Source organism: Paenarthrobacter sp. A20, from assembly GCF_024168825.1.
Classification (GTDB): Bacteria; Actinomycetota; Actinomycetes; order Actinomycetales; family Micrococcaceae; genus Arthrobacter.
Map to the genome: position 1 here is coordinate 239,818 of NZ_JALJWH010000001.1, position 24,714 is coordinate 264,531.

22 protein-coding genes are annotated in these 24,714 nt (G+C 63.6%); 19 read left to right on the forward strand and 3 right to left on the reverse strand.

From position 1 onward, the window contains the following. Positions 1-97 precede the first annotated feature (97 nt). The 5 genes from J3D46_RS01145 (at position 98) to J3D46_RS01165 (ending at position 6,936) form a co-directional block, all read left to right on the forward strand. Complete coding sequence (locus J3D46_RS01145; RefSeq protein ID WP_231338424.1) at positions 98-1,411, forward strand: sugar ABC transporter substrate-binding protein; 1,314 nt, start codon at positions 98-100, stop codon at positions 1,409-1,411. A 69-nt stretch (positions 1,412-1,480) separates the two neighbouring features. Next, positions 1,481-2,413 carry a carbohydrate ABC transporter permease gene (locus tag J3D46_RS01150; protein WP_231338425.1) on the forward strand — a complete coding sequence of 311 codons (933 nt, stop codon included), beginning with the start codon at positions 1,481-1,483 and terminating at the stop codon, positions 2,411-2,413. Further along, positions 2,410-3,342, forward strand: a complete 933-nt coding sequence (locus J3D46_RS01155) for a carbohydrate ABC transporter permease (RefSeq protein WP_231338426.1) — start codon at positions 2,410-2,412, stop codon at positions 3,340-3,342. Before J3D46_RS01150 ends, J3D46_RS01155 begins: the two co-directional genes overlap by 4 nt. Then, positions 3,339-4,352 (forward strand): hydroxyacid dehydrogenase, encoded by a 1,014-nt coding sequence (locus J3D46_RS01160; protein WP_231338427.1) that lies wholly within the window; start codon positions 3,339-3,341, stop codon positions 4,350-4,352. Before J3D46_RS01155 ends, J3D46_RS01160 begins: the two co-directional genes overlap by 4 nt. Before the next feature lie 136 nt (positions 4,353-4,488). Continuing rightward, positions 4,489-6,936 (forward strand): HAD-IC family P-type ATPase, encoded by a 2,448-nt coding sequence (locus J3D46_RS01165; RefSeq protein WP_231338428.1) that lies wholly within the window; start codon positions 4,489-4,491, stop codon positions 6,934-6,936. Here the strand turns inward: J3D46_RS01165 and J3D46_RS01170 are convergent. Then, positions 6,918-7,328, reverse strand: a complete 411-nt coding sequence (locus J3D46_RS01170) for a hypothetical protein (protein ID WP_231338429.1) — start codon at positions 7,326-7,328, stop codon at positions 6,918-6,920. The two genes, J3D46_RS01165 and J3D46_RS01170, sit on opposite strands and share 19 nt — an antisense overlap. Before the next feature lie 133 nt (positions 7,329-7,461). Between J3D46_RS01170 and J3D46_RS01175 the strand changes: the two genes are divergently transcribed. From J3D46_RS01175 to J3D46_RS01185, 3 genes are all read left to right on the forward strand, one after another. Then, entirely contained in the window at positions 7,462-9,042 is a 1,581-nt protein-coding gene (locus tag J3D46_RS01175; RefSeq protein WP_231338430.1) for an alkaline phosphatase, read from the forward strand. A gap of 476 nt (positions 9,043-9,518) precedes the next feature. Then, the gene (locus J3D46_RS01180; RefSeq protein WP_231338431.1) at positions 9,519-9,683 is read left to right on the forward strand and encodes a putative toxin; all 165 of its coding nucleotides are present in this window, start codon (positions 9,519-9,521) and stop codon (positions 9,681-9,683) included. Between the two features lie 178 nt (positions 9,684-9,861). Beyond that, complete coding sequence (locus J3D46_RS01185) at positions 9,862-11,082, forward strand: hypothetical protein (RefSeq protein WP_231338432.1); 1,221 nt, start codon at positions 9,862-9,864, stop codon at positions 11,080-11,082. A 307-nt stretch (positions 11,083-11,389) separates the two neighbouring features. On the opposite strand, the gene J3D46_RS01190 is transcribed toward J3D46_RS01185, so the two are convergent. Further along, positions 11,390-12,163 carry a hypothetical protein gene (locus J3D46_RS01190; protein ID WP_231338433.1) on the reverse strand — a complete coding sequence of 258 codons (774 nt, stop codon included), beginning with the start codon at positions 12,161-12,163 and terminating at the stop codon, positions 11,390-11,392. 502 nt (positions 12,164-12,665) lie between these two features. After that, positions 12,666-13,892 (reverse strand): hypothetical protein, encoded by a 1,227-nt coding sequence (locus J3D46_RS01195; RefSeq protein WP_231338435.1) that lies wholly within the window; start codon positions 13,890-13,892, stop codon positions 12,666-12,668. 348 nt (positions 13,893-14,240) lie between these two features. On the opposite strand from J3D46_RS01195, the gene J3D46_RS01200 reads away from it, so the two are divergent. From J3D46_RS01200 to J3D46_RS01250, 11 genes are all read left to right on the forward strand, one after another. After that, a complete protein-coding gene (locus J3D46_RS01200) occupies positions 14,241-14,933 on the forward strand; it encodes a hypothetical protein (protein WP_231338436.1) in 693 nt (230 codons plus the stop codon). A gap of 29 nt (positions 14,934-14,962) precedes the next feature. Then, positions 14,963-16,366 (forward strand): phage tail sheath subtilisin-like domain-containing protein, encoded by a 1,404-nt coding sequence (locus tag J3D46_RS01205; protein ID WP_231338437.1) that lies wholly within the window; start codon positions 14,963-14,965, stop codon positions 16,364-16,366. A gap of 1 nt (position 16,367) precedes the next feature. After that, positions 16,368-16,847 carry a phage tail protein gene (locus J3D46_RS01210; protein ID WP_231338438.1) on the forward strand — a complete coding sequence of 160 codons (480 nt, stop codon included), beginning with the start codon at positions 16,368-16,370 and terminating at the stop codon, positions 16,845-16,847. Between the two features lie 781 nt (positions 16,848-17,628). Then, a complete protein-coding gene (locus tag J3D46_RS01215) occupies positions 17,629-17,964 on the forward strand; it encodes a hypothetical protein (RefSeq protein ID WP_253464636.1) in 336 nt (111 codons plus the stop codon). 1 nt (position 17,965) lies between these two features. Continuing rightward, positions 17,966-18,724: a hypothetical protein gene (locus J3D46_RS01220; RefSeq protein ID WP_231338566.1), complete on the forward strand. Its 759-nt coding sequence runs from the start codon at positions 17,966-17,968 to the stop codon at positions 18,722-18,724. Continuing rightward, positions 18,721-20,241 carry a phage baseplate assembly protein V gene (locus tag J3D46_RS01225; RefSeq protein ID WP_231338565.1) on the forward strand — a complete coding sequence of 507 codons (1,521 nt, stop codon included), beginning with the start codon at positions 18,721-18,723 and terminating at the stop codon, positions 20,239-20,241. The genes J3D46_RS01220 and J3D46_RS01225 overlap by 4 nt, the downstream gene beginning before the upstream one ends. A 2-nt stretch (positions 20,242-20,243) precedes the next feature. After that, the gene (locus J3D46_RS01230) at positions 20,244-20,582 is read left to right on the forward strand and encodes a hypothetical protein (protein WP_231338564.1); all 339 of its coding nucleotides are present in this window, start codon (positions 20,244-20,246) and stop codon (positions 20,580-20,582) included. Positions 20,583-20,595: 13 nt separating this feature from the next. After that, on the forward strand, positions 20,596-21,030 hold the full coding sequence (locus J3D46_RS01235; protein ID WP_231338563.1) for a GPW/gp25 family protein: 435 nt from the start codon (positions 20,596-20,598) through the stop codon (positions 21,028-21,030). Beyond that, complete coding sequence (locus J3D46_RS01240) at positions 21,027-23,675, forward strand: baseplate J/gp47 family protein (protein ID WP_253464639.1); 2,649 nt, start codon at positions 21,027-21,029, stop codon at positions 23,673-23,675. Before J3D46_RS01235 ends, J3D46_RS01240 begins: the two co-directional genes overlap by 4 nt. Then, positions 23,668-24,204, forward strand: coding sequence for a phage tail protein (locus tag J3D46_RS01245; RefSeq protein WP_253464642.1), 537 nt, complete (start codon positions 23,668-23,670; stop codon positions 24,202-24,204). Before J3D46_RS01240 ends, J3D46_RS01245 begins: the two co-directional genes overlap by 8 nt. Further along, positions 24,197-24,673 (forward strand): hypothetical protein, encoded by a 477-nt coding sequence (locus J3D46_RS01250; RefSeq protein ID WP_231338560.1) that lies wholly within the window; start codon positions 24,197-24,199, stop codon positions 24,671-24,673. Before J3D46_RS01245 ends, J3D46_RS01250 begins: the two co-directional genes overlap by 8 nt. Positions 24,674-24,714 lie beyond the last annotated feature (41 nt).

Here is a 24,714-nt window from a genome sequence, read left to right on the forward strand (position 1 = left end):
TGAAGATGTTCGAACTTGCGGATTACATGGATCCATCGCCTGTGGCCCCAACCACATGTTCCCTCTTCGCATCGCACAGTCTTCAAAGGAGAACACCATGAAGCGTCGTCACCTATTTACAGGGGTGGCCGGCCTGGCCGCCAGCACCCTGCTGCTCGCAGCCTGCGGCACGGGCCCCAGCACTTCCTCTGCTCCCACGCCCACGGAAGATCCGTCAGGATCCATCACCTTCTGGTCCTCCTTGGCAGGCATGGACAAAGTGGCTGACGCGTTCAACGCCAGCCAGGACAAGATCAAGGTCAGCTTCGAAACCATCCCCAACGGCGCCAACGGCGGCTACGCCAAACTTTCCACCGCCATCACGGCAGGTAACGGCCCGGACGTCGCCACCATCGAATACCCGCAGTTGCCGCAGTTCGTCAGCAACAGCCAGGTCATCCCGCTCGATGGCCTGATCAACAAGGCCGAAACAGTGGACAAACTCACGGACGAAACCAAGGCTTTGGTCCAGTTCGGTGAGAAGACCTACGCACTTCCGTACGACGCGGCCCCCATGCTCATGTGGTACCGCAAAGACATGCTGGACAAGGCCGGCGTCGAGGTCCCTAAAACCTGGGACGAATTCGAAGAGGCAGGCAAAAAACTCAAGGCCGTAGCGCCAGACTCCTACCTGGCCAGCTTCAACCCCAACGAGGTAGCGGCGAGCGCCGGTCTGGCCTGGCAGGCAGGTGCCAAGTGGTTCGGCACCGAAGGCGACAGCTGGAAGGTGGGAGTCAACGACGAAGCTACGCAGAAGGTGGCCAGCTACTGGCAGAAGCTGATCGACCAGAAGATCGTCAAGGTCACCCAGGCTTACAGCGACGAGTGGAGCCTGGACCTCGCCAATAGCACTGTTGTTGGCGTGGTTGGCGCAAACTGGAGCGCCACGGGTATCCAGAAGCGCACTGAAGCCAGCGGACAGAAGGGCCAGTGGATCGCTGCCGAACTGCCCAACTGGGGCAACGAATCGGGCGCTTTCTATGGCGGCTCCAGCTTCAACGTGACCAAGAGCAGCAAGAACCCGGCAGCGGCCGCCAAGTTCGTCGAGTTCCTCACTACCAACCAGGAAGCCATCAAAGCCCGCGGCAACACCGGCTCCGCGTTCCTTGCCTTCCCGGGCCTGACGCCGGTAGCACAGCAGGCCTACGACGCCAGCTACTTCGGCAACGACATCTACTCGGTCTTCACCAAGGCCTACGGCACCATCACCCCGGGCTGGCAGTGGGGACCCAACTGGGACATCACCAACACAGCCCTCAAGGACGCCTACGGCAAGCTGACCACCGGCGGCACCATTCATGACGCCGTCGATACCGCCCAGGAGGCCACCGTGGCCAGCCTGAAGCAAAACGGCCTCTCCGTCACGGAATAGCCACTCACCGAGTAGCCACACAGGCAGGGGGCCTCGTTGAGGGGCCCCCTCCCAAGCTAGGAGAATCCCATGGCCACCCAGGCCCTCACCACCACAGTGCGCCGCCGAGGCCGCGCACTGGCGGGAACCGGCGGACGGACTGCCGCATTGTTCCTGGTCCCCTTCTTCGCGGTCTTCGCGATCGCCATGATCGCACCGGTGATCTACTCACTGGTGCTGAGTTTCCACTCGCAGCAGAAGTCCGGGCTGGGCTTCGGTGAAGCCAAGACGGTCTTCGTTGGAGTCGAGAACTACGTTCAGGTCTTCCAGTCCGAAACGTTCATGGAAGGCATCGCCCGCCTTGGCCTGTACTGCCTGATCTACATTCCCTGCATGGTGGGCGGTGCCGTGGTCTTCGCCCTCCTCCTGGACGCTACGGTGGCCAAAGCACGCAAACTTTTCCAGCTTCTTGTCTTTCTTCCCCACGCGGTTCCGGGCGTCATCGCCGCCCTCATTTGGGCCTACCTTTACACCCCTGGGATCAGCCCGCTGGTCCAAGCACTCCAGGGCGGCGGGATCCAGATCAACTTCCTGGACGCACACATGGTGCTCCCGTCCATCGTGAACATCGGCGTCTGGGAATGGACCGGCTACAACGTGATCATCCTGTTCACCGCTTTGCAGGCCGTTCCCCGGGAAATCCTGGAAGCCGCCCGCGTGGATGGGGCCGGCGAAATCCGGGCAGCTATCAGCATCAAGTTCCCGCTGATCCTGCCGGCGCTGAGCGTCATCATGCTCTTCACCATCATTGGCACCCTGCAGCTGTTCACGGAGCCGAACATCATTTCCAAGGCCACCGCCTCCGTGACCAGTACGTGGGTTCCCAACCTGTGGGCCTATGACGCAGCCTTCATCCGCCACAACCTCAACCAGGCCGCGGCGGCCTCCATCATCATCGCCGGGCTGGCCGCAATCCTGTCCCTGGCCGTCACCCGCCTTAGCTCCAGGATGAACAAATCATGAGCTCCTCAACACTCTCCCGTCCCCACACGGCCCCGCCGAAACCAGCGAGCCGCCGCCCCGGATCCCGTTCCAACCGTGGCAGTTCCAACCGCGGAGGCGGTTTCGCCAGCAAGTTCACCGTCAACGGACTCCTGATCATCGGTTCGGCCTACATGGTGGTCCCGGTCCTGTGGCTGGTGTTCGCCTCCACCAAGAACGCTGCAGACCTGTACGGCACCAGCGCCTATGCCTTGGGCAACTTCTCCTTGTTCGAGAACATCGCCAACGTGGCCAAGCAGGACGGCGGGCTGTTCTTCCGTTGGCTGGGCAACTCAGTGATGTACGCCGGCGTTGGTGCCGTGTTCGGCAGCCTGATTTCGGTCATGGCCGGGTACGCGTTCGACAAGTTCCAGTTCCGGTGGAAGGACTCACTGTTCGGCTTCGTCCTGGTGGGCGTGCTGATTCCGAACACCGCCACTGTGCTGCCCATGTACCTGTTGGCTTCCTTGGTGGGCATGACCAACACCATTTGGGCCATCCTCATCCCGGTGCTCTGCAACCCCTTCGGCGTGTACCTGGCCAGGGTCTATTCCGCCAGCTACGTCCCGGCAGAGACACTCGAGGCTGCCCGCATGGACGGTGCCGGGCCCATCCGGTCCTTCTTCTCCCTGGGGCTACCCATGATGATGCCCGGCTACATCACCATCGCCTTGTTCCAGTTCGTGGGTGTCTGGAACAACTTCATGCTTCCGCTGGTAATGCTCCAGGACCAGCAACTGCTGCCGGTCAGTGTCGGCATCTCCATCTGGCAGGGCTATTCAGTTCCGCAGCCTGAGTTCACGCCCATGGTCATCACCGGCTCATTGCTCTCGATCATCCCGTTGCTGCTGGCCTTCATCATGCTGCAGCGGTTCTGGAAGTCCGGCCTCACCGCAGGGAGCGTCAAGTGACCACAACCCCACTGAACGTCGCACTCGCCATGGGTCCCGGCGTCGTATCCCGGGTCTTTCCCCAACGCAGGTTGGAGACCATGCCCTCCGGCCTGCGGCTGCTCAGCCCGGAGCCCATGGAGGACTTCACCTCCCCACGTTCAGTGGAACTCCTGGCGGAGACGGACATCCTCATCACGGGGTGGAACTGCCCGAAGCTCGACGCAGCCGCCCTGGCTGCGGCCCCGCGCCTGACCCATGTCCTTCACGCTGGCGGCACGGTCAAGCATCATGTGGGCGAGGAGTGCTGGGACAGGGGCATCGAAATCAGCACGGCAGCCGATGCCAATTCAATCCCCGTAGCCGAATACACGGTGGCCATGATCCTGCTGGCCAACAAAAGGGTCCTGCAGATCGCCCGGAAGCTGCACTCGGAGAAGACCGAAATTGAGCCAGACAACGTGTTCCCGGACATGGGCAACTTCGGCAAACGCGTGGGCATCATCGGAGCATCCAGGATCGGCAAGCACGTCATCCGCCTCCTGAAGTCCTACGACGTCGAGGTCGTCGTCTCCGACCCCTTCCTGGACCAGCCAGCGGCAGCCGCGCTCGGCGTCGAACTTCTCAGCCTTGAGGAACTGGTGGCCAGTTGCGACGTCGTCAGCCTCCACGCGCCGTCGCTCCCGTCCACCTACAACCTGATCCACCAAGGGCTGGTGGCCAGCTTCAAGCCGGGGGCTACTTTCATCAATACCGCCCGCGGTGAACTGGTGGACCAGGACGCCCTGCTCCGACGCATCGAAGAAGGCGACCTGTACGCGGTCCTGGACGTCACCACACCCTGGGTGCTCCCGGCCGATTCAGGCTTCTACACGCATCCCAACGTGCTGCTCACACCGCACTTGGCGGGCTCACTGGGCATGGAACTTGAGCGGATGGCGGTCAGCACCATTGAGGAAGCCGCGCGGATCTCACGGGGCGAACCACTCCTCCACAGGCTCCAAGCGAAGGACCTCGCCTTCACGGCATGACCTTCACGCCACAACACTGACGACGGCGACTTAACGCCCCGCGGCTGGCATACTCAGACGCATCGCTCCACCCGTCCTTGGACAGACTCAGTTCCTGGGATCGATGTTGGATCGGCTCGACAGCAGGGGGCTTTGGGTGCCGGAAAACGAGAAGGATCATTCAGGGGCCGCGGTCCGTTTCGTCGGGTCATCGGTGCAGGGATTGAGCTCCGCCGAGGTAGCCGAAAGGGTGGCCGCGGGACAAACCAACGCGTTTGTCCAGGACACCAGCCGCAGCGTGTGGAGCATTGTCCGCGCCAACGTGCTCACGTTGTTCAACGGCATCATCCTGGCCTGCTTCATCGTCCTTTTTGCGATCGGCCGCTGGCAGGATGCCCTGTTCGGCTTCAGCGCCATCGCCAACGCGGTGATCGGCAGCGTCCAGGAGTACCGGGCCAAACGTGCCCTGGACCGCCTCGCCCTCCTGAACGCCCCGCACGCCAGGGTGATGCGCGACGGTTCCGAGGCCGAAATCGACCTGGACGCCGTGGTGCTGGACGACACCCTTGTCCTGCGGGCCGGTGACCAGGTGCCCGCCGACGGACTGGTGTCCGCATCCCGCGGCCTCCAAGTGGACGAGTCCATGCTCACCGGCGAATCCGATGCCGTGGAAAAGGCCGACGGCGACCGCGTCCTGTCCGGGTCCGTGGTGGTCGCAGGAGAAGGCACCGCAGTAGTGGACCGGGTGGGCGCGGATTCCTTCGCCAATTCACTCGCGGCCGAGGCCAAGCGGTTCTCGCTGGTGGCCTCGGAACTCCGGTCCTCGATCGACCGCGTTCTCAAGTGGGTCACCTGGTTCGTGGGTCCCGTGGCTTTGTTGGTCCTGAACGCGCAGATGATTGCGCAGGGCGGGTGGGCCGAGGCCTCCGCAAGCGGCGCCTGGCGGGACGCAGCGACGGCGACCATCGCCTCCGTCGTCGCCATGGTCCCCCTCGGATTGGTGCTGATGACCAGCATCACCTTCGCCGTGGGGGCGGTGAAACTCGCCCGCCAGCAAGTGCTGGTGCAGGAGCTTCCGGCCGTCGAGGGACTGGCACGCGTGGACATCATCTGCCTGGACAAGACCGGCACACTCACCCAAGGCGACATCGTTTTCGACGCCGCGCATCCCCTGAGCGCCCGTGAAGGGTGGGAGTCTGTGCTCTCCTGGTACGGAGTGCAGAAGGATGCCAACGCAACGGCCCGGAGCCTCGCCGGGCACTTCACTGAGCCGTCTGGCGCCCCACTTGACCGGGTGCCCTTCTCGTCCGCCCGCAAGTGGAGCGCGGTAATTTTCGACGACGGAATGTGGATCCTGGGCGGCCCCGAAATGGTCTTTCCAGCACGCAACTCGGCTGATCCCGTGCTTCAGCAGCTCGCCATCCAGGCCGCCGAGTTGGCGACGACGGGCCGACGCACGCTGGTCCTTGCCCACGGCACACCCACCGACGACGAGACCGTCCCAGCAGACGCCGTCCCGGTGGTGCTTTTGACGTTCAAGGAGAACATCCGTCCCGATGCTGCGGAGACGCTCACGTACTTCGCCGCCCAGGATGTTGACGTCCGGATCATTTCGGGTGACAACCCGCAGACCGTGGCTGCGATCGCCCGCGAGGTTGGCCTGGATGCACCGCATGGCTTTGATGCCCGCGAGTTGCCGGACGATGACCAGGAATTCCTGGAGGTCATCAACAACAACGTTGTTTTCGGCCGGGTCACCCCGGACCAGAAGAAGCGGATCGTGGTGGCGTTGAAGGCGGCCGGCCATACGGTGGCCATGACCGGCGACGGGGTGAACGACGCCTTGGCCATCAAGGAGGCCGATATCGGTGTCGCCATGAACTCAGGTGCCGCCGCTACCAAGGCTGTTGCCCGTTTGGTACTCCTTGATGGGAAGTTCTCACACCTGCCCAGCGTCGTGGCTGAAGGCCGGCAGGTCATCGCCAACATCGAGCGCGTCTCCATGCTGTTCCTCACCAAGACCGCCTACGCAACCTTCCTTGCCATCTCCTTCGGCATCCTCCTGCTGCCGTTCCCGTTCCTTCCACGGCAGCTCTCGGTAACGGACGGCCTGACCATCGGCATTCCGGCGTTCTTCCTGGCATTGCTGCCCAACGCCCAGCGTTATATTCCGGGTTTCCTCCGGCGATCCCTGACCTTCGCCGTGCCGGCGGGTGTATCAGTGACCCTGGGCCTTGCCTCCTACGCCCGGCTCGCGGCCAATCTGCAGATTCCGGAAGCCGAGATCAGGACCGGGTCCACCCTCATCCTGGCGATCATCGGTATCTGGATCCTCGTGGTGCTGTCGCGCCCTGTCACCCGGTTCAAGGGGCTGGTGATCGGCGCCATGATGATCGGGCTGGTCCTGGTCTACTCAGTACCGATCGCCCGCGACTTCCTGCAGTTCACCGATCCGACGCTGCCCACGGCGCTACTGGTCCTGGGAACATCGGCGGCCTGTATCGCGCTGATCGAGATCGTCCGCTTTGTTCACCGCCGGGTTGCGTACCGGGACGCCCAGGAAGCCCTGCATCAGCGGGTCTCAAATCAGCGCGTCCCGAAGTAGCGGCGTCCCCGGCCGAACCACAAGGGAACCAGCACGGCCACAGTAGCGATGGATTGCGAGATCACAGCTGACCAGTCACCGTCAGCGGCAACGATAAGGTCCAGCACGGCAAAAACCAGTCCCAGCAGCATGACCGCTGTCGCACCACGGCGAGCCGCGCTGCTTCCCCGGGCTACCCCGGACGCCAGCCCGATCACCAACAAGCCGAACAGGATCATGCCGGCGCCGAGCAGCGTAATAGGCAAGGCAATGCCGCCGGACTGGGCCTCCGGTGTGTACCGCAGGAAAATCGTCAGGATCCCCAGAAGGATCTGCGCGATGCCGCCGATATACATCAGCACCACCGAGAACGTCACCGCACCAGGCCGTTTAGGGCTCTCCCCCGTAGTCATGGTCTGAGCATAGACGAGCCCTCCTCGAGGCCGGCACCGGCTCAGCCCGGGATAACAGCTTTTGTCACACAATTAACCACTCATTCATGCCATTCTTGAGTCCAGTCAACCCGGGCTTCCTAGGGTCGGACGTATGGAAAACATCTCCCGCAGGTCCCTCATCTCAGCCGGGCTCGGGGCTGGACTCGTCGCCGCGTTGCCGCAGACCGCCGTCGCGGTTTCAACAGCGGACGACGCCGGTCTCCGCACCGATCCGTTCACGCTTGGCATCGCGTCGGGCGAACCGTGGCCCGACGGCTTCGTGATCTGGACGCGCCTGGCGGTGAATCCCGTGGCCGAAGACGGCTTGGGCAGCATGCCTTCCCGCAACGTCGCCGTCGCGTGGGAGGTCGCAGAAGACCCCGCGATGCGCCGGGTAGTAGCCCGCGGCGTCGAACATGCCAGGATCGAAACCGCCCACTCGGTGCACGTCGAACTGAAGGGCCTCCGGCCGGGCCGGGAGTACTTCTACCGTTTCCGCACCGGACGGCACGTGAGCGAAATTGGCCGCACGCTGACAAGCCCAGCGCCCGGCGAGACGCCCGCCGCGCTGGCCATGGCATTCGCCAGCTGCGCCCAGTACGAGCACGGCTACTTCACTGCGTACAAACGCCTGGCCGAGGACCACCCGGACCTGGTGCTGCACTTGGGCGACTACCTCTACGAATACAAGAAGGACAGTTACGTGATCGGCGGCGGCAACCCCCGCGATCATGAGGGACCGGAGACCGTCAGCCTCGCGGGCTACCGACAGCGGCACGCACAGTACAAGGCCGACGCCGATCTGCAGGCTGCGCATGCCATCGCGCCGTGGCTGGTGGTGTGGGACGACCACGAGGTGGACAACAACTGGGCCGATGACATCCCCGAGAACAGCGATCCCGGCCAACTCAATGACACCACGGAGCATTTCCGTCAGCGTCGATCGGCAGCATTCCAGGCGTACTACGAGAACATGCCCCTGCGAGCGTCCTCGGTCCCTGCCGGGTTCGACATGAAGATCTACCGCACCATCCAATGGGGCCAGCTGGCCAACTTCCACATGATGGACACCCGCCAGTACCGGGACGACCAGCTGGCAGGTGACGGCTGGCGGAAGAACGTCGCCGAGCGCCTGGCCGAAAACCGCACCATCACCGGCGCCGAGCAGGAGAAGTGGCTGCTGGACGGCTTCAAGAACTCCACTCAGCGCTGGGACATCCTGGGCCAGCAGGTCTTCTTCGCCGAACGGGACCGCGACAAGGCGCCGGAGATCGACGACGTCTCCATGGATGGCTGGGACGGTTACGCCGCCTCCCGCCGCCGCATCACCCAAGGCTGGGTGGACGCCAAGGTGCGCAACGCCGTCGTACTTACCGGCGACGTCCACCGCCACTGGGCCACCGACCTCAAAGTGGACTACAAGGACCCGGCGGGGGCGGTGGTCGGCTCGGAACTGGTGTGCTCGTCCATCACCTCCACCGGCGACGGCAATGGCTCCACCACCGACCCCACCATGGCGTGGAACCCGCACCTGAAGTTCTACAACGACAACCGCGGCTACGTGAACACGCGCATCACCAGGGACGCCATGACCGCGGACTTCCGTGTGCTGGACTACGTCACCACACCGGGGGCACCGGTCAGCACAAGGAAGTCCTTCACGATCACCGACGGCGTGCCGGGGCTCGCCTGATTCACCCAAGTAGGTAACAGCACGTGCTTGGCTCGGCGGGTGATCCCTGCGGCGCGGCCGGTCATCGGGCAGAGGATCGAGTGGGGCCTATTTTGGCACGGCTTGAGACAGGCCTCGATGTTGCCGTAAACCCCAGCAGTCCCCCCATCAGGTGCCAGCAGTCCTCGAAAAAAGCTTGGGAGTCGATATCTTAGGACGCGGCGTAGGAACCTTTGGTCGTGAAGGCTTCCACGATGGCTTCGCAATCGCGGAGAACGTCGTCCCACTTACTGAGGCAGGACTGTAATTCGGAATAACCCACCTCTACGTCAACTGCGTCCAAACTTCCCGCGCCAATCAACAGGAGACTTCCTGACGCTGACGTAGCCCCATAGTGAGGGCGCGCCGTTGACCCGCTCTCCATTTCCGATCCGCAGTTTGCATTTTCCATCGCACGGATCAGGCCGACGGGCAAGACCGGTGTCAAGGTCCCGGGAATGAGCAAATTGCGGTTCCCGGACTCCATGGAACGAGTGAACGGTGTCCTCACCGGAAACGTAGTTGAAGTCAAGAACGTTAAAGAGTTCAGGATGACACCGCAGATCCGAGATTTCATGACGTACTCCAAGCATGGCGATGCCACTAAGCCAGCGGGAACGTAGGTAGTCATTCACGTTCGGTACAACACGATTGGGACGAAGCTTTCTGATCCCCGGACTAGCCCGGAGGTAGCTGCCGCTATCCGTAACGCCAGTATCGAGTTCAAAGATCTCCCCTACGCCTTGGACGGCACGCCCCCTCCTGCCCCATAGAGCTACGGAATGTGAAGAGAATAGACGTATGTCCTACGACCTCTCCGTTTACTGCCCTGACACGCCATCGATGGAGCGGGTGTTGTTACTAATCGATAACACCCGCGGCCTGAGTTGGAACAAAGGAACCGGCCTGTTCGATGAACCGTCAAGCGGAGTGCTTGTGCAGCGCGGAGCGAAGGCCACTTACAGCTTCACCGTTGATGGCCCATTCAACGTCATCAGGGAGGACCTCCCCGATGAGGTTGCTGCCGCACTCCCATCGGCTTCGACGCTCTTTCAGGTGCTCGTAGAGGGAAACGACGAATCTGAGATTGCCCATGGAATCCGATTCGCCAAAAAGCTGGCCAAGGCATGTCACGGCGTTGCGTTCGACGAACAACGGCAGGAAATGTGGCCCAAATCCGGAATGGGGGCGACCGACGTCTCCCCGTCCCACCAACATGGCGACGTAGTGGAGTTCGCTTGGTACTGCCTCGCCGATGAATTGCCCGAAGATCTTCCAGAGATCTATGTAAATCTTGCGCGGGAATACATTCCCGAAGCACTGCCCATACGCTTTGGATCCTTCTATCCCTATCAAGGAGACTTTGCTAGAGACGGCATCGACGGACTCAAACGAGAATGGGAAGGCTCCGCGGCAGCAACGCTCGTTCTCAAAACAGCGCTGCCTGTGAAAAGCGCGTCGCTCAAGTACATAACGGACCCTTTGATGGGTGACGTGCGCGTGATGAGCATGACCATCCAGCGCAGTGCCCTTGAATCAGGGGAATTTCGTGCCAGAACAAAGGACTTCTTCGTCCAGTTTGCGATAGAGATAGGCGCCTTCCATGCGCACGCAGAAGTAATACCCGTTCTGCCCAACGGATTCTACGCAGACATATTTCGTTACTCGTCAACCACGTGCACCTCGCCCAGTGCCCGCTACCAATGGGTCGGCCTGAAAGCTCATCCACAGTGGTGGATGTGGTTTGGGCCACTTTATGTAGACATGATTCGACCCTACCTGACGGGCCACGTAAAGGAGTATCCCGAAGGTATTTTCCATTCCTGGACCGAAAGCCCGTCGGACCGCCGCCAACTCAGCAGCCTGCTCCCAGGACCGGCCCACGCATGGATCCCAAACGAATACAGCGGTGTTTACGAAAATGACCACACCATAGAGCCCACCGAGCTCGCCCAGAACGTGCCTCCCCGCCTCCGGGAGGCTCGAATGCCAGTAAACACCCCGAACAACCTAGGCGAATAGCAGTTCAGGTCTCCACCATGAAACCGACGACGTGGCGGGAAATGATAGGCCTCGAAAGTCACAATGAACTGCGCCCTGGGTAATCAGTGCCTAGGTGTAACACCACTAAACAAGCCGATGCGGCTATTCCACTTCCTTAGAAGTGGGACACTCCCCCTGGGACGCTCCCCCACCTGTGGAGTTCAGCGCTAAATGGCGGTGTTTCTGCAGCGCTATCTGTCGCGTACGCTGTCCGCAAGGGTTTAGCCGAGCGTGTGATTTCTGAATTTCTGCAGCCGGTTAAGCCTGCCCTCTAGGGCCTCGTAGTTCAGTGTTTCCTCGGTGGGTTGTAGGTGTCTGGTGGTAGGTCGAGGGGTTCGCGGTTGCGGAGGACTTCAGGGATCACGGACGCGACAGCGAGTGGCGCCATTTGTTGGTCGGAGTAGGTTGCGGAGTATTCGGCAGGGACCCACGGTAGGTTCTGAGCTCCGAGCTTTTCGGCGAGCTCACAGCGGTCGAGGGGTTGGTCGCTGAAAGCGCGAAAAAGGCCACCGGCGTGTTCGGAAGCCTCGGGCCCAAGAAATTGCCCAATCTCGGGTACGAGCCGGGGGCCGGCCCAAACCCACCAGAGTGGGTAGGGCGGGAATCCTACCCACTGATCAGGTGGAAGCCGAAAGAACGGACGCCGCTGCATGTCTTGCCCGCGAACCATTTCGGCAGATGCATAGACCGCGCCGAGCTCGGTGGTCACCGCAAGGAAGTACCGGCGCAGTGCGCTCCTGAGCGCACTCTCGGCAAGAGCATGGCCGTCCACGACTAGGGTGATTCGGGTGAACGGGATACCCCAGGCACGCTCCGCGGCTTCGATGCTGCCGTACCGAACCGGTGGCGGGTTCTTGTAGTAGATGTCCCAGCCATTGGATTCGTCGTTGTAGTACTCGTCGATGAAGCCTTTTTCGCCGCTCGAATCGAACCTGAATTGAAGGGGTTCGTACTTGCCGAAACGCACGGGGACAGCTTCGGGAAGTAGCTCTCGGGCTATCCGGAGATAGCCCTCCAGATAGTCTGCCGGGAGGTCGTCTTGGAGGAGAAACCAGCTCATCCAGACGTCCTTATATTCCTTTTGTGGTTCCGTCCGTGGTGGTTGTTCCTTTTCCGTCTTGGGTTGCGGCCATACTTCCGAGGTTTGCTCGTCCATAACGAGACCTTGGCAGGCTTTGGCTAGTTTCCGTGCGAAGCGGACCCCATGTGGGATCTCTGCCCCTGGGGGTTCCCTCCACCAGGACCTGGAACATCGTCGTGGCCTCAGGTAGGACCGCGATGGTTTCCTCCGGGACGTCCTCGGTTTCGATGGAGAACGGGCCATCGACGGTGAAGCTGTAGCCACGCTTCACACCTCGAAGCACCACTACACCGGTGCCATCGGAATTCTCCGGATCGGCATGCAGTCCACGGGTATTTCCCACGAGCACCCGCACTTGATCAACGGTGGGGGAACCAGGACAGTAGAGCGTCGGGTCATAAGACAAATGAGGTCCTCTGGTTAGTATGGTGGGCGGGCCGCAAGTGACGGATTCTGCTGGACAAGATTTTTCTGTATGTTTCTATGTCCAGTCCGGCTTCGGCGGCGGCACGAGCATCCGGGTGAGCCGTTCGGGCATGGTCTCAGCGAACCGGTCTTCTTCGTTGGGGTTCGGAACGGCGGTCAGCTCAACCGGTACCCACTGGGAGGCTTCCGGCCAACGTTCCATGATTTGTTCGCGATCCAAGGGCCCATCCCCTACGTGGTGCAACAGCCCTTCGGGATATTCCTGAACGGCTCCTTGCAGGTGGGGTCGGACAAGATCGGTGTACAGCGGGGAGAACCAGGCCATCCACGTCGGATGAGCGGTGAGGCCCTTCCAGCGGCCCCAAGCTGTTTTTTGATAGTAGAGAGTGAGGGGCGAGGGAAGTGACCAAAGCGTACGCCCTGTCCATTCCCAGCGTCCCGGGTCGACTTCGGCCGTTGCGTAGAAGCTGCGAAGCTCTGCGGCCACAGCAACAAAGAACCGCTGGAATCCGTCCCGCCACTGCGGGTCCTCGAGGACGTCGCGATGGATAGTGAGTGACACAGCTTGCACGTCGCCTTGGCGGATGGGGCGGTCCTGGTTCCAGTTGCCGCCGTAGACGCCGCTGAAGTAAGCGCCGGTAACAGGGAAGGTCCCGGTTGTGGATACTCTCTCATTTTCAGCGAAGGCGCGGACAAATGCCTGGTCACCGTCACGGGCCAGGTTTCCCTGATGGGGTTCATAGCTGCCGAAGCGCTTCGGTACTGCCTCCGGTAAATACTGTCGCGCGAGATCGAGGTAGCGCTGCGGGAAATTGTCTCGAACCTCATTTATGAGGTGGTACCAGCGGACTTCAACCATGTCGACTATGGTTCTCGGTTCGGGTTTTGCCGCCCCGCGATTGCTGGTCTTGGGCCAGACCTCTTCGGTCTGGAGGTCCTGCGCTGCTCCGTTGGCTTCCTTGGCCAGGCGTTTAGTGAATCGGACAGCGTGCGGGATGGATCCCGGATCGGAGCCTTCAACCAGGATGCTGTACATGACGCCCGCGCCGAGGACGGCGGCTGTGACCTCATACGGAACGTCTTCGGGCTCGACCAGGTACGGGCCTTCCAGGGTGAAGCAGTACGCGGCTTTCTTGCCGCGCAGGATGTGCCGGTTCTGCGGGCCGTCAGCGCTTCCGTCGACGATTTCTTCCAACTGCAAACCTGGTGAAGCGTCCACGAGAGCGGCAAGGACTTCTGCGTCCAGGGCTTCGGGCAGGTACACAGCAAGGTCATATGACATGACCACAGGCTAGATGTGTTCGCTCCTCCATCAAACCTGCCCCAAGAGTGTGTGAAGCGAAGTCGGTAATCGACATGGCACCGGTTTACTGGTCGTCTTGGAAAAGTACAGGTTTTCAAGACGCCCGCCCCGAGTCGAAGGTGCCAGCGGACTACCGCATCCTTTCGGCATGGTTCTTGTCTTGGAAAGTCGTCTCGATGAATACCGTCTTAGCCGAGTGCTTTTGTGGACTTTCTGAGGCAATGGGCGGGTGAGGCACCTAGGGTCCACCATCAATCGAATGGAATTACCCCTGAAACCCCAGTGACTACGCGCAACAGCGGGAGTACCCTAGTCCCAGTTGCATTAGTGGTCACCTTTCGAGTTCTGGGTTCTGCCGTGGGCTATGTGCGTTCGTCGTTGACCGACCTTCTGGGTGTACTTTCCGACGCCATCTCTCCCCAACGCGTGCGGTTCGACGACGGCTCCCCCGATGCAGATGTTCCCCCTCCGGACACCCCCGTGACCGTCCACGCCATCACCTTGAACCGCGTGGGAAGGTCACGCCGCGACGGCCCGGTCCTGGACTTGGAACTCCGGGTTGCGGTCGAATGCCATGGTCCGGAACAACTCGACACCATGGAAAAGCTCCTGCTGGCAGTAGAGCACCACAGCCAGTATTCAGTGGTGTCCACCGGGGAATTCCGTCCCGAGGAATACTCCGGCGCCATCCGACAAGGACTGGGCTTCCTTGTCCGTATCCCTGTTGCCCTCCGCTTCGAAGAACCCTCCGGGCCTCCCGTCCTGGAGTCGCTCATCGCCAAGACAGGCGTTGCCCGCCGAATCCACGGACGCCTCGTGGACGCCCACAACAAAGGCATCCCCGACGCCTACATCCACGCCCATTCCTCCGCCACGGCCGTGGTCAGCGATGCCACCGGCCACTTTGAGGTCCTGGCCTCGACGGATGAACTCCAGCACTTTGCCGTGGCTGTCCTCGGCACCGAACGGGAAGTCTCGGCCAGCACCAGCAGCCTGCCGGTCATCATCCGGTGGACGTGAACCGTCCATAAAGTAAGAGGGAGCGCACCATGGCGAACTATCAGGCGCCAGGCGTTTATGTACAGGAAGTTCCCAGTGGCGCACGCGCGATTGGGCAGGTCAACACCAGCATCGCCGGGTTCGTGGGCCTCGCTCCCAACCGGGACGCCCTGGTCGACGAGCTCCGGGTCCTGGACAACTGGACCCAGTTCGTGGACCAATACGTCGGCAACGCGACAGCGGGCACACCGCTTTCGAACGCTGTGTACGGCTTCTTCTCCAACGGAGGAAGCCGTTGCTATGTGGTGAACATTGGCGAGGACGGCAGCCTCACAGGAACCGCCGCAAAGCCTACCGGACTGACGCTCTTCGAAGCGGTGGACGACATCTCCATGGTGGCCGCTCCTGGCTTCGCCACCGCCGAAGCCTACGCCGCCCTCCAGGCACACGTTGAGCATCCGCTACGCCAGGACCGCATGGCCATCCTGGACACGGTGGAAAAGGTGGACGACGTCGGCGCGCTCACACGGGCGGCGACATCGGGCGTTCCAGAAGGTGCCCGGGCTGCGGACTCGGCTGAAGACACGACGGCGGACGCGGACTCGGATGACGACCCTGAAGGAGCCGGGGACTCAACGGAGGAGACGGACGACGCCGGCGGCAACCCGCCGTCGTCGTCCTCCTCTTCGGTAGCCTCCGATGCACCTGACTGGCCCGACTCAACGCGACCCGCTGCGTCCGCCTCTGCCGGCCCCACAGCGGAGGCCGGTGAGCAGCAGGACCTCGGCGCCCCGCAATCCCCCGGCGGCTACACGGCCCTGTACTACCCGTGGATCGTGATGATCGATCCCGTGTCGGGCAAGAAGGTGACCCAACCGCCGTCGGGCCATATCGCTGGTGTGTGGGCGCGCGTTGACGCGACCCGCGGCGTCCACAAGGCACCTGCCAACGAGCCCATCCAGGGCGCCATCGATCTGGTGCGGCGGGTGAGCCGCGGCGAGCAGGAGGTCCTGAACCCTGCGGGGGTGAACTGCATCCGCTACTTCCCCGGTGAGGGCATCCGGATCTGGGGCGCACGGACCAAGGCACCTGAGGCCAGCGAATACAGATATGTGAACGTGCGGAGGCTGACCAACATGATCAAGGAATCCGTGGCGGACGGGACGCGCTGGGTGGTGTTCGAGCCCAACGACCACACCTTGTGGAAGTCGATCCGCCGCGACATCGGCGCGTTCCTGACGAATGTCTGGCGGGATGGAGCGTTGCTCGGGACTACTCCTCAACAAGCGTTCTTCGTGAAATGCGACGAGGAAACCAACCCGCCCGAGGTCCGCGACGCTGGGCAAGTGGTCACGCTGATCGGGATCGCGCCCGTGAAACCGGCCGAATTCGTGATCTTCAAGCTCATGCAGTCGGCGGACAACACCAGCGAGACAGAGAGCGCAGGAGCCTGACATGACAACCCCAACACCTGCCGCCCAGCCCGGAAACGTGGTGGACCCGTATCGGGCCTACAACTTCAAGCTCGTCATCCAAGGCGTCGTCCAAGGGCATTTCACCAAAGTGGAGGGCCTCGGACTGAAGATCGACCGCATCCTCTACCGCTCCGGCGGCGAGAACAGCACCGTCCGAGTCATCCCCGGCCAGGTGGAGTACACGCCAGTGACCCTCAAGTACGGGCTCACCGATTCCACCGAAATGCTCCAATGGCTCTTCAAGGCAGTGGACGGAAAAGTGGAGCGGCGTAACGTGTCCGTCGCAATGCTCAACGACGCCGGATCCGTGGAAGTACGGCGCTGGAACCTCCTGGGCGCCTGGCCGTGCGACTGGTTCGGCGCGCCCCTTGACGCCCTGGGCAAGGACCTCGCCATCGAATCCCTCAGCATCGCGTACGACCGCCTGGAGCTCGACGATGCCCGCGCTCCCGTCGCCTGAGCCTGCGTTTTCCTGGCGCCGGGCGGCAGCGCGACGGTTGCGGGGCGTGGCGGGGTGGCTGGATGGTGGGCCGCGTGAGTCTTTTGAATCTGTGGGGCCTGTTTCGCCGGAAGGGACGACGCCGGTGCGAGGGTTTGAGCTGGATGGCGCACCCGAGCATTGGGTCCAGTTACTCCGCGACGCCGGGCTGGCCCCGCCCGTTGCGAGGCCCGCTCTACGCCCTTGGACCCGTTTCAGGCGAGCACAGCGGGCCCCACAAGTTCCTCGCCGCGATTCCCCACCCGTTGCGAGGCCCGCTCTACACGCATTCACACCACCAAACCCTGCAGAACAGGCCCCACAACGCACCCCACCCGTTGCGAGGCCCGGTATGCGCCCTTTGGCTCCCCAAGACCGCGCAGAGCAGGCCCCACAACAAATGCCCGTGTTACGGCTCCGCCCTTTTCGACATGGGTCCCCTGCCAGCCCACCCCCCAACGTTGCGAGGCCCGCTCTACACCCGTCCACACCACCAAACCCTGCAGAACAGGCCCCACAACGCACCCCTCCCATTGGGAGGCCCGGCGTGCACCCTTCGGCTCCCCGTGAAGGCGAAGAACAGGCCCCACAACACATACCCGCGCTGAGGCTCCGCCCGGTTCGGCCGGGACCCGTTCCCGTTCCCGTTGCACCACCCCCCAACGTTGCGAGGCCCGCTCTACACGCATCCACACCACCAAACCCTGCAGAACAGGCCCCGCAACGTACCCCGGGCGAGGCACCACCCGTTGCGGGGCCCGATATGCGTGACTCGAGCGCACCCAAGCGCGCAGAGCAGGCCCCGCAATACACCCCCCGACACTACGAACCCCAACGCGCAGAGCACGCCCCACAACACACCCCGCAACGCAACGAACCCCGACACTACGAACCCCGCCCGATCCCCCAAGCCCAACCCCAAGGACACCCAAGCGCCGTCGGGGTTCACACGCCCGCGCCGCCCGTCAACGGCACGTGGCCCGAGCTCACCCCACGCCCCGCCCACACCACTACGAACACCCAGCCCGCCCCACTGACACCCCTGGAAAACGCGATGTCCCGCCAGGCACGCCTCCACGACGAACACTTGGCGGTCTGAGATGGAACGTGTCGCTTTCCTGATCGAGGACACCGGGGAACACCTTGGCTGCCTGCTCAACCCTGAAACCGTGGTGATGCAGCGGTCGGCCGGTGTCGAGGCACGAAGGAGTGCGGGCGGCAAACTGAGCGGCAGCGGGTTGGCGGACGACCCCCTGCTCTTCACCGGTGGCGGACACACGGAGCTGCGGCTGGATCTGTTGTTTGACGTCGACCTCGCGCCGGCGTCGCTGCATGTCCAGGACGTTCGGCAGATGACCCGCCCCATTTGGGCGCTCGCGGAGAACAGCGCCGAAGTCGAAAGGCAGCGCAGGCCGCCGTCGGTCCGGTTTGTGTGGGGCCGCGCCTGGAACGTGCCGGGCATCGTGACGGAGGTGGCGGAGCGTTTCGACCGGTTCGCACCCGACGGATCACCCCTCAGGTCCTGGATGCGCATGGTCTTCGTCAGGGTGGGGCAGGCAGCTGATGAGGAAGGCGGCGAGAACTACGAACTCGCCCGGCGCCTTCCCGCCGTCGACCTGACAGCGCCTCCCGTGGACACGCTCCCCGTCACCGGTGACGGCAGCACGGACCGGGATGCCTTAATGCCCGACGGCGGCGAACTGCTTCCCGAGGTACCCCCGGCTGAGCTGGGGCGACTGTCCGTGGAAGCGTTCGGCACGCCCCTGCTCTGGAAGCTGCTCCTGGAGTACAACAACATTGACGATCCCGCACATTTCACCGGCCCACTCGCCGTTCCGCCCATGGGTGATACACCATGAGGCAACTGCAAGGCCTCCCCGAACTCATCGTCACCCTCGGCCGGCGCAGGCTCAGCACTGCCGAAACCGCCGCGATAGTTTCCGTCCAGGTGCTCAGCTCACTCGCACGCCCGGCCCAGTGCCTCATCAGTTGGCGTCCCGGCCCCGGCCGGACGGCCGCGGCCAGGGGAGGCGTGGATCCGGCACCGGGAGATGCCCTCAGGGTAGAGCTCGGCGGCCAGCGGACACCGCTTTTCGTGGGCGAGGTGACAGTCGTGGAGTACAGCTACGGCGCAGACCTCGGCCAGGAAATCCGGATCAGGGCCTACGACGCACTGCATCGCCTGAGGAAGCGCCAATTCACCCGGCTCCACGACGACGTGGATCTCGCAGGATTAGCAAGGAAACTCTGCGAAGGCACCGGCCTGGACGTGGTGGGCGGCGGTGATCGGCTCGGCCAGGTCTACCAGTGCGCGCGGACGGACCTCAGCCTCCTCGTGGAACAAAGCGCCCGCGTGGGCGCCTACCCCGTGGTGCACGACGGTGCCCTCAGGCTCACAGGACTCGACGGCGAAGGCGAACCTTTGGAGCTGACCCTCGGTGCCACGCTTCATTCCGCCGACATCGAACTCAGCCAAGAGCCGGCCTATGCAGGAGCCAGGACCAACGGGTGGCGCAGCGACGACGCTTCCATCCACCAAGCCGACACCACAAGCAGCGACGCCAAAGCCCAGGTCACGGCCGATCCGGCGCTGGCAAGTGTAGGGGCGGGCGGCGACCTCAGGCGGGACAACGAAGTCCTCGACTCAGGGGCGCTCGCCGACGCTCTGGCCAAGGCCGAGCTGGACACCAAGACCGCAGGCCAGGTCACGGCCGTCTTTGTCGCCGAAGGCAACCCACGGCTGAGGGCAGGCGGCCGGGTAAGGATCAAGGGAGTGGCGCCGAGCATTGAGGGAACGTACCTGATCGCGAGCGCCTCGCACCGCTTGGACGGAACCGGCTACGAAACCACCCTGACCACCCGGCCCCCGGGTTCCGTACCGGAACGTCGCCCGGACGTTTTTACCCTGGGGACCATCGTGGATGTGGATGATCCCGAGTCACGGGGCCGTGCCCGGGTCAGGCTCCCCGCCTATCCCGACCTCGAAAGCAACTGGGCCCCTGTGCTGACCGCGGGAGCAGGTCCGGGCAAGGGACTCGTTGTCCCGCCGGCTCCCGGGGACAACGTCCTGGTCCTCCTCCCCGCCACAGATCCTGCTCAGGCCATCATCCTTGGCGGCCTCTATGGCAGCGAGCAGCCGCCGGACAGCCGGATCGGCACCGAGAGGGAGAGCCGTTACACCTTCCGCAGCGCGGACGGTCAACAGATCATGCTCGACGGCGGTGCCCACACCATCAGCTTCACGGACGGTCACGGCTCCTCCGTAGAGCTGGGACCGGACAAACTCAGGATCACGGCGGCCACGGACCTGGTGCTCGAGGCCCCGGGCAAGGCCATGAAGATCCGCGCCAAATCCGTCGACTTCGAGGAGGCCTAGGTATGAGGATCCTCGTCAAGGAAGCCATCCTGCGCTGCGGGCACGACGGCAAGGTGGAGAACGTGCCGTCCCAGGAGTGGGTCCGGGTCAAGGATTCCCCCATTCTAGTGGACAGTGATCCCCAGGGCAGGGACATCAGCATGTGCCCGCATATCGGTATCAACATCAAGCCGTGCAACAAGACCTTGCCTGTGACCAGGGGTTATTCGACGTTCATCTCGATTGGCGGCAAGGCGGTCTGCCTGGACACGGTGGAGGGCTTCACCGACGGAACTCCCCCGGGTGCGGTCAAGTACAACGTCCGCAGGCCCGGGCAAACGCTGGTGGGAGCCACTTCATGAAAAGGCACCAGCCATGAGCGCCCCACGGTATAAGTCGGTGGCCTTCATCCACCCGGATTTCGACGCCACCGCCGGCATTCCCGGGCTCAGGCTCACGGCGTCGGGCATGCTGGCTACCGTCACGGACGCGGCGTCGGTGAGGCAAGCCCTGCTCCTCCTGTTGAGCACCCGGCCCGGCGAGCGCGTGAACCGTCCAACGTACGGGTGTCATCTGTTCCGCTTGGCCTTCGCGCCGGCCGACGACACCACGGCCGGCCTCGCCATCCACTATGTGGCAAGGGCGGTAGAGCAGTGGGAGCGCCGCATCACGGTCCTTTCCCTGGATGCCTCGAGGTCGCCGGAGGAGCCTGAAGTACTTGAGGTCAGGCTGAAATACCGTGTGCGGGCCACCCAGCTTGAGGACCAGATCACGATCGCCCTGCCTGTGGAATCCGGAGGTGCAACATGAGTATCCCCGTGCCCAACCTGGACGACCGCAGTTTCGCGGATCTGGTGGCCGGTGCCCGCGAGCGCATCCAGCAGATCGCCCCGGAATGGACCGATCTCTCCGTCCACGACCCCGGCATCACCATCGTGGAGGCCTTCGCCTACCTCACGGACACGCTGATGTACCGGCTCAACCGCGTGCCGGAGAAGCTTTACGCCGTGTACCTGAACCTGCTGGGCACGTCCCTTTATCCGCCCAGCACGGCCGAGACAATGCTGGAGTTCAGCCGCGCCTCTTCCACAGGTCCAGCAACAGAGCAGGAAATCCATATCCCGCGCGGCACCCAGGTCAGCTGCCCACCCGGCGTCCCGGGTTCACCGCAGCCTGTATTTACGACGACGGCGGCAGCCACGTTGGCGCCCGGCAAGACAACCGTCCTGGTCCCTGCAGCCGATGTCGCCTTATACGACGCCATCCCTATCGGTACGGGAACTGGCAGACCCGGCCAGGGCCTGGTGATCCCCAACGCTCCGATCGTCTCAGGCGCCGGTCTGGCAATCGCCGTCGAGGTTCCGGCAGGGACGAGGCTCAGCAGCGGCGAGGCGGTGCTGGTGGACGGGAAGACATTCAGGTACTGCCAGGAGGTGGAGGCGTTCGCCGACGCGAGGCCCGGGGAGATGCCGGTGCGGATAGACCGGAGTGCCGGCGTCGCCATGTTCGCGTGGTGGGACGAGGAGTCCACAGGGCGGACAGGCCAAAACCAGGTACCTGCCCCGGGCGCCCAAGTGCGTGCCTGGTATCGCAGCGGCGGGGGCGCTGGCGGGAACGTCGGCGCCGGCCAGCTCACAGTGTTGCGCTCCCCTGTTCCGGGCGCCAAGGTCACCAATCCGGAACCGGCCACCGGCGGCCGCGATGGCGAATCCTTGGAGAACGCGCTGAGGCGTGCCCCGCAGGATTTCCATGCCCGCGACCGGGCTGTCACCGTCCGCGACTACGAGGTCCTGGCCCTGCGGCACGGCGGTGTGGGGCGTGCGCGCGCCTTCACTCGAAAGGAGCTGTGGGCGTTCGCCCGACCCGGCGAAGTGGAAGTCGTGCTGGTGCCGTTCGTCCCGGGAAGTGGGGCAGCGGGAAGCGGGGCAGCGGGCAGCCGGACAGCGGCACAAAAGCCCCTCAGGGCTGCCGAACTCGTCGCCCATGCCCGCGACGAAGTACGGCTGGAGGTGGAACAGTACCTCCGCAGGCGCTCCACGGTCGGCGCCGAACCCGTGGTGCGCTGGGGGCTCTACAAGCAGGTGCTGGTGGACGCGAGGGTCGTTGTCCGGCCTGACGAAGATGCCGAGGCCGTCAAGGCCCGGATCGTAGGCCGCCTCTCTGAAGGAATCAGCCCGTTGAGCCCGGATCCTTCAAGCTACGGGTCGGGGTTCGGCAAGCCCTTGCGCGTTTCCAACCTGTACCGGGCCATGGAGGAAGCCGAGCCCGGGGTGCAGTACGTGGACCGGGTGACGCTGGAAGTGGACAAGGTTCCGGACACCGATGCCATAGCACTGGTGCAGGCCGAAGGCCAGGACAACACATGGTTCGTGGCCCAGGGCAGCACGCTGTTCCGCACCACGAACGCCGCCGACGGCTGGGAAGCCTGCGCAGAGTTCGGGGACACAGCCGACACAGAGGAAACAGTCCGCTCCATCGCGCCGTTCCGTTCGCCCGCGCCGGGTCGTCTCGGTCCCGAGAAGCACCCTGGAATGGTGGCCGTCAGCACCGTCACGGCCACGGGCTCCCGTGTTTATATCAGCGATGACCTCGGCGAATCCTGGCGCAGGGCAGCAGAGCTGGGTTTCGTCGTCGCCGATTTGTGCTGGGTGGATCGGCAAGGCGAGCCGCTGTTGCTGCTGGCCGGCGAGCGGGGTCTCTATGAACTTCCCGTGAGCCCGGGTGCCATTCCGGTGCAAAACGTGGTGGACACGAGCCAGCCAGACCGCGGTTTCTACGCCGTCGACGCCCTGGTGGATGTGCGCGGCAGGACCGGAGTGGTGGTGGCCGCCGAGGCCTCCGCCGGTGTGTGGCTCTCCCCCGACGCCGGAACGGCCGGAACGTTCAAGCAGGTGAAGGCGGCCGGCGAGGACATCCGCTGCATGACAGTCCAGTACGACGGCGGCGCGAGCTATGTGTGGCTCGGCCGCGCAGTGCCGGAGGGCACCGGGACGGGATGCCTGCGGCTGAAGATCGACGAACTGGGCCGAACGGATTTTGACGAATCGTTCATGGACTCCTGGGAGCAGTTCAGCGGCGGGTGGACCGGTGGCAGCTGTTGGGGCGTGCACGTGATGGGCAAGGCCGCCTATGCCGCGACGCAAAGCGGCGGCGTCCTGCGGTTGCAACTTGGTCAGGCGTCGGCGCAATGGAGTGTGCCTGATGTGAACTGCAAGCTGCCGTTGCGGGACCGGACCCGGTTTGAGCCGGTCCGCTCAGTGTCGGGCGCTGTTCTGGACGGCGGCCAGGTCTTGGTGCTGGCCGCCGGGCCCAAAGGTGTCTACAGAAGCAAGGACGACGCCGTCACCTGGGAAAGCTGCACGCGGCGGGTGGTGGACGATCTGGTGACGCTGCCGGATACGTGGCTGTTCTGCTCCGGCGACCACAGGATCGAGGTGGTCCACGGACATGGCTAACACCTCCGACGTCCAGGCATCAAAGCTCCTCAAAGTCCTCCCCGAAGTGTTCCAGGTAGCCGCCGATACCAGCGCCCCCATGCAGGCACTTCTTGCCGTGGCAGAGGACATGCACCAGCCCGTCCGGCAGGTCTTGGACCGGCTCCATACCGTTCCGGATCCTGGGCGGGCACCGGCGTCGTTGATTCCGTTCCTGTCGCGCTGGGTGGACCTTGACTGGTTGACGCTCCCCGGGGCAGAAGGTGCCGCCGGGGGGTCCGGCGCGGTTCCCATCACACGCCAGCGGGACCTGATCGCCGCCGCAGCGCAGCTCTCCTCGCGGCGGGGAACCGTCGACGGGCTCACCCGGTTCCTGCACCTTGCCACGGGAGTGGCTGGTTTCGACGTCGAATCCGTCCCGGGTGCGTTCCACATCAAGGTGCTGGTCCCCGCGGACGCAGCCGGGCAGCTGGAACTGATCGGGAGGATCGTCAAAGGCGTGAAACCGGCGCACATAACCGACGAGATCGAGGTGCGGACCGGTGAATAAGGAGAACCGGACACCCATCATGGTGGTGATCGCTTGTGGCGTGGTGGCGGTCCTGGTGCTGGTGTTCGGTGTCAGCTGTGGCGGAGGCAACGATGACGCCGCCGCAGATTGGCAGGGCGGATTCTCCGGTACGGCGGTGGCAGCGAAGCTCACTGCGGCGGACTTGTCGGTGCAGAGCGGCTCGTGTTCGGCGTCCGATACGCAGCTGGTGGTGACCGGCGCCTGCGTGTTCGAGGTGAAGGAATTCGGCGGAGGCTGGTTCTCCTTCGGACCGCCTACCAAGCGGGCCAGGCTGGCGCCCCAACAGCTGGTGAGGGTCTCATTGTTCATCCAAGGCACCCGTGCCGAGCAGGACTCCGGCCCGGGCAAGACAGTGGACGTGACCTTCGGGACCTCCGGTGGACAGCTGGGAATCGCTTGCCTGGCCATAGGGGCCTGCGTACTGCAACTCCAGGAAGCCGGAGGCTGAGATGAACCTTTGCACGCCGAATCCATCAACCGCCATCCCAG